At 73.7% G+C, this 5,399-nt stretch carries 3 protein-coding genes; 1 reads left to right on the top strand and 2 read right to left on the bottom strand.

The annotated features are described in order from the left end of the window. Positions 1 to 29: 29 nt before the first annotated feature. Positions 30 to 3,020: an AAA family ATPase gene (locus AC31A1_RS45825; RefSeq protein ID WP_489659001.1), complete on the bottom strand. Its 2,991-nt coding sequence runs from the start codon at positions 3,018 to 3,020 to the stop codon at positions 30 to 32. A 31-nt stretch (positions 3,021 to 3,051) separates the two neighbouring features. Then, on the bottom strand, positions 3,052 to 4,215 hold the full coding sequence (locus AC31A1_RS45830) for an exonuclease SbcCD subunit D (RefSeq protein WP_489659002.1): 1,164 nt from the start codon (positions 4,213 to 4,215) through the stop codon (positions 3,052 to 3,054). A 246-nt stretch (positions 4,216 to 4,461) separates the two neighbouring features. Here AC31A1_RS45830 and AC31A1_RS45835 point away from each other — a divergent pair. Next, on the top strand, positions 4,462 to 5,399 hold a 938-nt coding region (locus AC31A1_RS45835), incomplete at its 3' end, for a serine/threonine-protein kinase (protein ID WP_489659003.1).

Below are 5,399 nucleotides of genomic sequence, written 5' to 3' on the forward strand. Positions count from 1 at the left end.
CCCCACCGACCTCGCGACCCCGACCGACCTCACTGCCCCCGCTGCCGTACGGCCGACCCGTCCCGCTCCTTCACGACCTCCAGCTGCGCGTGGATCCGCCGCCGCAGATCGGCGACATGGCTGACGATGCCGACGCTGCGGTCCCGTTCGCGCAGGGAGTCGAGGACGTCGAGGACCTCGTCGAGGGTCTGCTCGTCGAGGCTGCCGAAGCCCTCGTCGATGAAGAGGGTGTCGAGCCGGACCCCGCCGGCCTCGTCGGTGACCACGTCCGCGAGCCCGAGCGCGAGGGCGAGCGACGCGAAGAACGTCTCGCCGCCGGACAGCGTCGCGGTGTCCCGCTCCCGCCCGGTCCACGCGTCGACGACATGCAACCCGAGTCCGCTACGGCCGCGCCCGGCCCGGTCGTCCGAGTGCACGAGGGTGTAACGCCCGGACGACATGCGCTGCAACCGTACGGTCGCCGCCGCGGCCACCTGTTCCAGGCGGGCGGCGAGGACGTACGACTCCAGGCGCATCCGGCGTTCGTTGTCGGCCGAGGTGCCGGCGGTGAGGGCGGCGAGGCGGGCCACCCGGTCGTACTCCTCGCGCAGCGGGGCGAGTTGACGTGCCCCGGCGGCCGACCGGGCGGAGAGCCGGTCGAGTTCGGTGCAGCGGCGGGCAGCCGCGTCGCGCGCGGAGGCCGCGTGCCGTGTCCGCTGGACGGCCGCGGTCGCGGCGCCCTCCGCCGCGTCCAGATCGGCGGGCGCCTGCTGCGCGGCTGCCGCCGTGTCGGCCTCGGCCAGGACGGCCCGTACGGCGGCCTCCTCCGACTGCCAGGCGTCCAGGCGTCGTTGGAGTTCGCGATGGGCGGTGTCGTCGAGAAGGGCGGCGGCCGCGGCCTGCGGGGTGTCGAACCCGGCGCGGAAGGCGGCGTCGGCGAGCCGGGCGTCGGCGTCCTTGAGGCGCTGGGCGGTGTCCTCGGCGGTACGAACGGCGTCGGCCGCGTCGGTGAGCAGCGCGGCCTGCCGCTCCAGCTGGGCGGCACGCGCGGCCACGCTGTCGGCGGTGCCCCTGGACTGCGCCAACTCCCCTTCCAGGGAGGCACGTTCGCGGTCCAGGGTGTCGCGCAGGGTCGTACGGGAGGCGGCGCGGAGGGCGGCCTGCTGCTGGATCGCGGTCCGCCGCTCGTGCTCCTGCTCGGCCCGGCGCAGCTCCTCGGTCGCGGGGTGCAGCCAGGACGCGTCCCGGCGCGCCTGCTCGTAGAGCAGCTCCAACTCGGCGACCTCGTCGGCGAGTTGACCGGTCGGCGTGTCTCCCGCCTCAGCGGTGGCGGCGGCGAGTGCTTCCCGTACGACGCCCAGGCGGCGCTCGGCCTCGGTGCGCTGTTCCTCGGCGCGCTGGTGAGCGGTGAGGGCCTGTTCCTCCGCCGCGCGGTCGACGTGCCTGGCGGATTTGCGGGCGGGGGCGGGGTGTTCGGTGGCTCCGCAGACGGCACAGGGTGCGCCGTCGGTGAGGTGGGCGGCGAGTTCGGCGGCGATGCCGTTCAGCCGCTGTTCCTTGAGGTCGAGCCAGTGGGCGCGTGCCTCGACGGCGCGTTCGGCGGAGGCGAGCACCTGCCGCTGGGCGTCCTCGGTGTCACCGGCGAACTGGTCCCGCTGCCGGGCCGCCCCGAGCCGCCGCTCGGCGGGCTCGCGCCGGGCGCCCAGCTGTTCGGCCCGCGCGGTGGCCTCCTGAGCCGACTCGATCCGCGCCTGAAGTCCCGCACGGGTGGCGTCCCACCCGGCGAGCCAGGCCTCGGCCTCCTGCCGTACGTCCTCGTCGGCGCGCTCCTGGCGGTCCAACTCGGCGCGCTCCACGCCGAGTTCGGTGAGCCTTTGTTCGGCGCGGCGGGCGGATTCCAGTCCGCCCAGTTCCTCGGCGGCCCGGCGTGCGGCGGCGGCGAGCCCGGCCGCGCCGGCGCCCGCGAAGGTATCCGGCAGCAGGCCACGCGCACGTGTCTCGGCCCGGGCGGCATCTTGGTGCTCGGCGTCGGCGGCCTCGCGGAGGTCCAGTGCCGGCGCCACCGCCTCCGCCTTCCGGGCCCGCTCCATCCGCGCCTGCGCCTGCCGATAGTCGTCGGCCCGCTCCTCCATGAGCGTGGCCCGCTCCCGCGCCTGCGCGAACCGCTGTTGCAGGCGGGCCAGTTCACGGACTTCGGCCAGTTCACGATCGGCGGCGACCTGGGCGGACTCGGCGGCGGTCAGCCCACTCCGCGCGACGGTCAGCTGCTCGCGTGCGGTGCTGCGGGCGACGGCCGCCGCGCCCAGCACCGCGTCGGCGAGGCCGGGGTCGCCCGGGGCGAGGTCCGGCAGCTCCATGGCGTCACCGGCGGCCTGCTGCATGCGGTGCGCGTCGGCGAGCAACTCGGCGTCACCCTCGCGGACTTGGGCCTCGGTGGCGCGGCGCCGCTCGGCGAGCCGCTTCTCGACCTCGGCGAAGCGGTGGGTGTCGAAGAGCCGCCCGAGCAGCTTGCCGCGCGCCTCGGCGTCGGACCGCAGGAAACGCGCGAACTCGCCCTGGGGCAGCAGCACGACCTGGCAGAACTGTTCCCGGCTCATGCCGAGCAGCTGGGTGATCTCCTCGCCGATCTCCTGGTGCGAGCGGCTGAGGTCCTTCCAGGTGCCGGCCGTCGCGTCGTACTCGCGCAGCCAGCTCTGCGCCTTGTCCAGCGTGCTGCCGGTGCCGCGCTTCTTGGGTCGCGCCCAGGGCGGCTGCCGGGTGAGCTCCAACCGCCGCCCGGCGACGGTCAGTTCGAGCCGCACCTCGGTGCGTGTGCCGGCCGCCGCGTGGTCGCTGCGCAGGGTGATCCCCTGACCTGACTGGCGTACGCCGGGCACCGAGCCGTAGAGCGCGTAGCACACGGCGTCGAGGACGGAGGTCTTGCCGGCGCCGGTCGGCCCGTGGAGCAGAAACAGCCCGGCGGAGGACAACTCGTCGAAGTCGACGGTCTGGGAACCGCCGAAGGGACCGAAAGCGGTGATGTCGAGCCGATGCAGCCTCATCGGGCACCCCCTGTTCCCGCGCGGCGCACGCTCACGGCGCCACCTCCCGTACCACCGAGTCCGCGCGCACCGAGTCGAACGCCTCCTGGAGAACGGCCTGTTCGCGCTCGTCGGGACCGGCGCCGCGTACGTGGGCCACGAAATCGTCGGCGATCTCGCGGTCGTCGCGGCCCGCGAGGCGGCGGGCGTACGACACGTCGGGGTCGTCGGGTCCGCGCTCGGGGTCGAAGACGAGAGTCAGCGTGTGCGGGAAGCGCTCGGTGAGCCGGGCCATGGGGTCGTCCGGGCGCACGGGGTCGGTGAGTGTCGCCTCGACCCACGCCTCCTCGTACCGCGCGAGGCCGGGGTCGTGCAGCAGGTCCTCCAACGCGCCCCGGATCCGGGCCAGTTCGCGCGGTACCGGGCAGTCGAGGCGCTCGGCGGTGACGGTCCCGTCGGCGTCCAGGTCGACGAGCCACATGCTCTTGCGGTGGTCGGCTTCGGAGAAGGAGTACGGCAGCGGGGAGCCCGAGTAGCGGACACGGCCGGTGATGGTCTGGGAGCCGTGCAGATGCCCGAGTGCCACGTAGTCGACGCCGTCGAAGACACCGGCCGGTACGGCGGCGACCCCGCCGACGGTGATGTCCCGCTCACTGTCGCTGGCCTCGCCGCCGGTGACGAAGGCATGCGCGAGGACCACGGATCGGGTACCGGGCGCGCGGTCGGCGAGGTCGGCCCGGACGCGGTCCATGGCGGCGGCGAGGACCGCCTCGTGCCCGGCCTTCTCGACCCCGAACTCGGCCTTCACCAGGGCGGGTTCGAGGTACGGCAGTCCGTAGAAGGCCACGTCGCCGAACGCGTCCGGAATGACCACGGGCGTCCCGCAGGCCGACGGTTCCGTGCGGAGGTGGATGCCGGCGCGGTCGATCAGACCGGCGCCGACCCCGAGGCGGCGGGCGGAGTCATGGTTTCCGGAGATCATCACCGTGGGCACGCCCAGGTCGGCGAGCCGGTGCAGGGTGTCGTCGAACAGCTCGACCGCGGCCAGAGGGGGCACCGCCCGGTCGTACACGTCTCCCGACACGACCACCGCGTCCACATCGCGCTCACGCACGGTGGCGACAAGGTGACTCACGAAGTCGGCCTGGGCCCCGAGCATGTTCACGCGGTGGAACGCCCGGCCCAGGTGCCAGTCGGAAGTGTGCAGCAGTCTCATCGGTCCACCACGCTAGCGCCTGCCGGCCTCTGAACCACCATTGACCTCGGAGTTCCCACGCATTCGGGACCTTATGGCAGGAAATATGCCCCATACGCGGATCAGTGACCGCCGTCACGACACTGAAGGCGGCCGCGCGGCCGACGCGGCTTGGCGCCTGCTGTGGAAAATCCCAACTCCCTTGTCGCACACATGTGCTGCGCTAATCTCACGTCACACGCACCACGCGAGAGACACAGGGTTCCCATGCCAGTCGAGTTCCGCGGTCGGTCCGAAACGATGGCCTACGCGGCGGCGGGGATGGAGCCGCCTTCCGTGGTGCCGCTGCGGAAGAGCGACCCACACCAGGCGGGTCCGTACCGGCTGACGTCGGTGCTCGGCAGCGGCGGGATGGGCCGGGTCTATCTGGGCCGCGACGCCACCGGCGCCACGGGCCCGGCCGCCGTGAAGGTGATCCGGCCCGAGTACGCGGAGGACCCGCTGTTCCGCAAGCGCTTCGAGCGCGAGGTCGGCGCGCTGGGCCGGATCCAAGGGGCGCACATCGTACGGCTGTTGGGCAGCGGCTGCGACGAGGACCTGGTGTGGGTCGCCACCGAGTACATACCCGGGCCCACCCTCGCGGAGCTGGTCGACGCGCGCGGGCCGGTCGACGTGGCGGCGGCCTGGCGGCTGCTGGCCGACGTGGGGCGGGCGATCGAGGCGATCTGGCGCGCGGGAATCGTGCACCGCGACCTCAAGCCATCCAACGTCATCCTGGGTGCCGACGGCGCCCGGGTCATCGACTTCGGTGTCGTCCAGGCCGGCGACAGCACCTCGATCACCGTCACCGGCCAGAACGTCGGCACCCCCGCCTACATGTCCCCGGAGCAGGTGCGCGGCCGGGAGGTGACCGCCGCCTCCGACGTCTTCTCGCTGGCCTCCACGCTCACCTACGCCGTCGCCGGGGAGGCGCCGTTCGGCGAGGGCACGGGCGTCGACGTGCTGCACCGGGTGGCGTTCGACCCGCCCCGGGAGGACGTCCTCGACAAGGTCGCGGGCGTCGACGCGGAGCTGGCCGCGTTCATCCGCACCTGCCTGGACAAGGACCCCGAGCGGCGGCCGTTACCCGAGGCGGTGTTCAGAACGGCCATCGGGCATCAGCTGTCCGCACCGGCCGGCGGTCCTCCGCGGGTCGCCCCCAAGCG

The organism is Streptomyces sp. P5F9 (genome assembly GCF_057961495.1).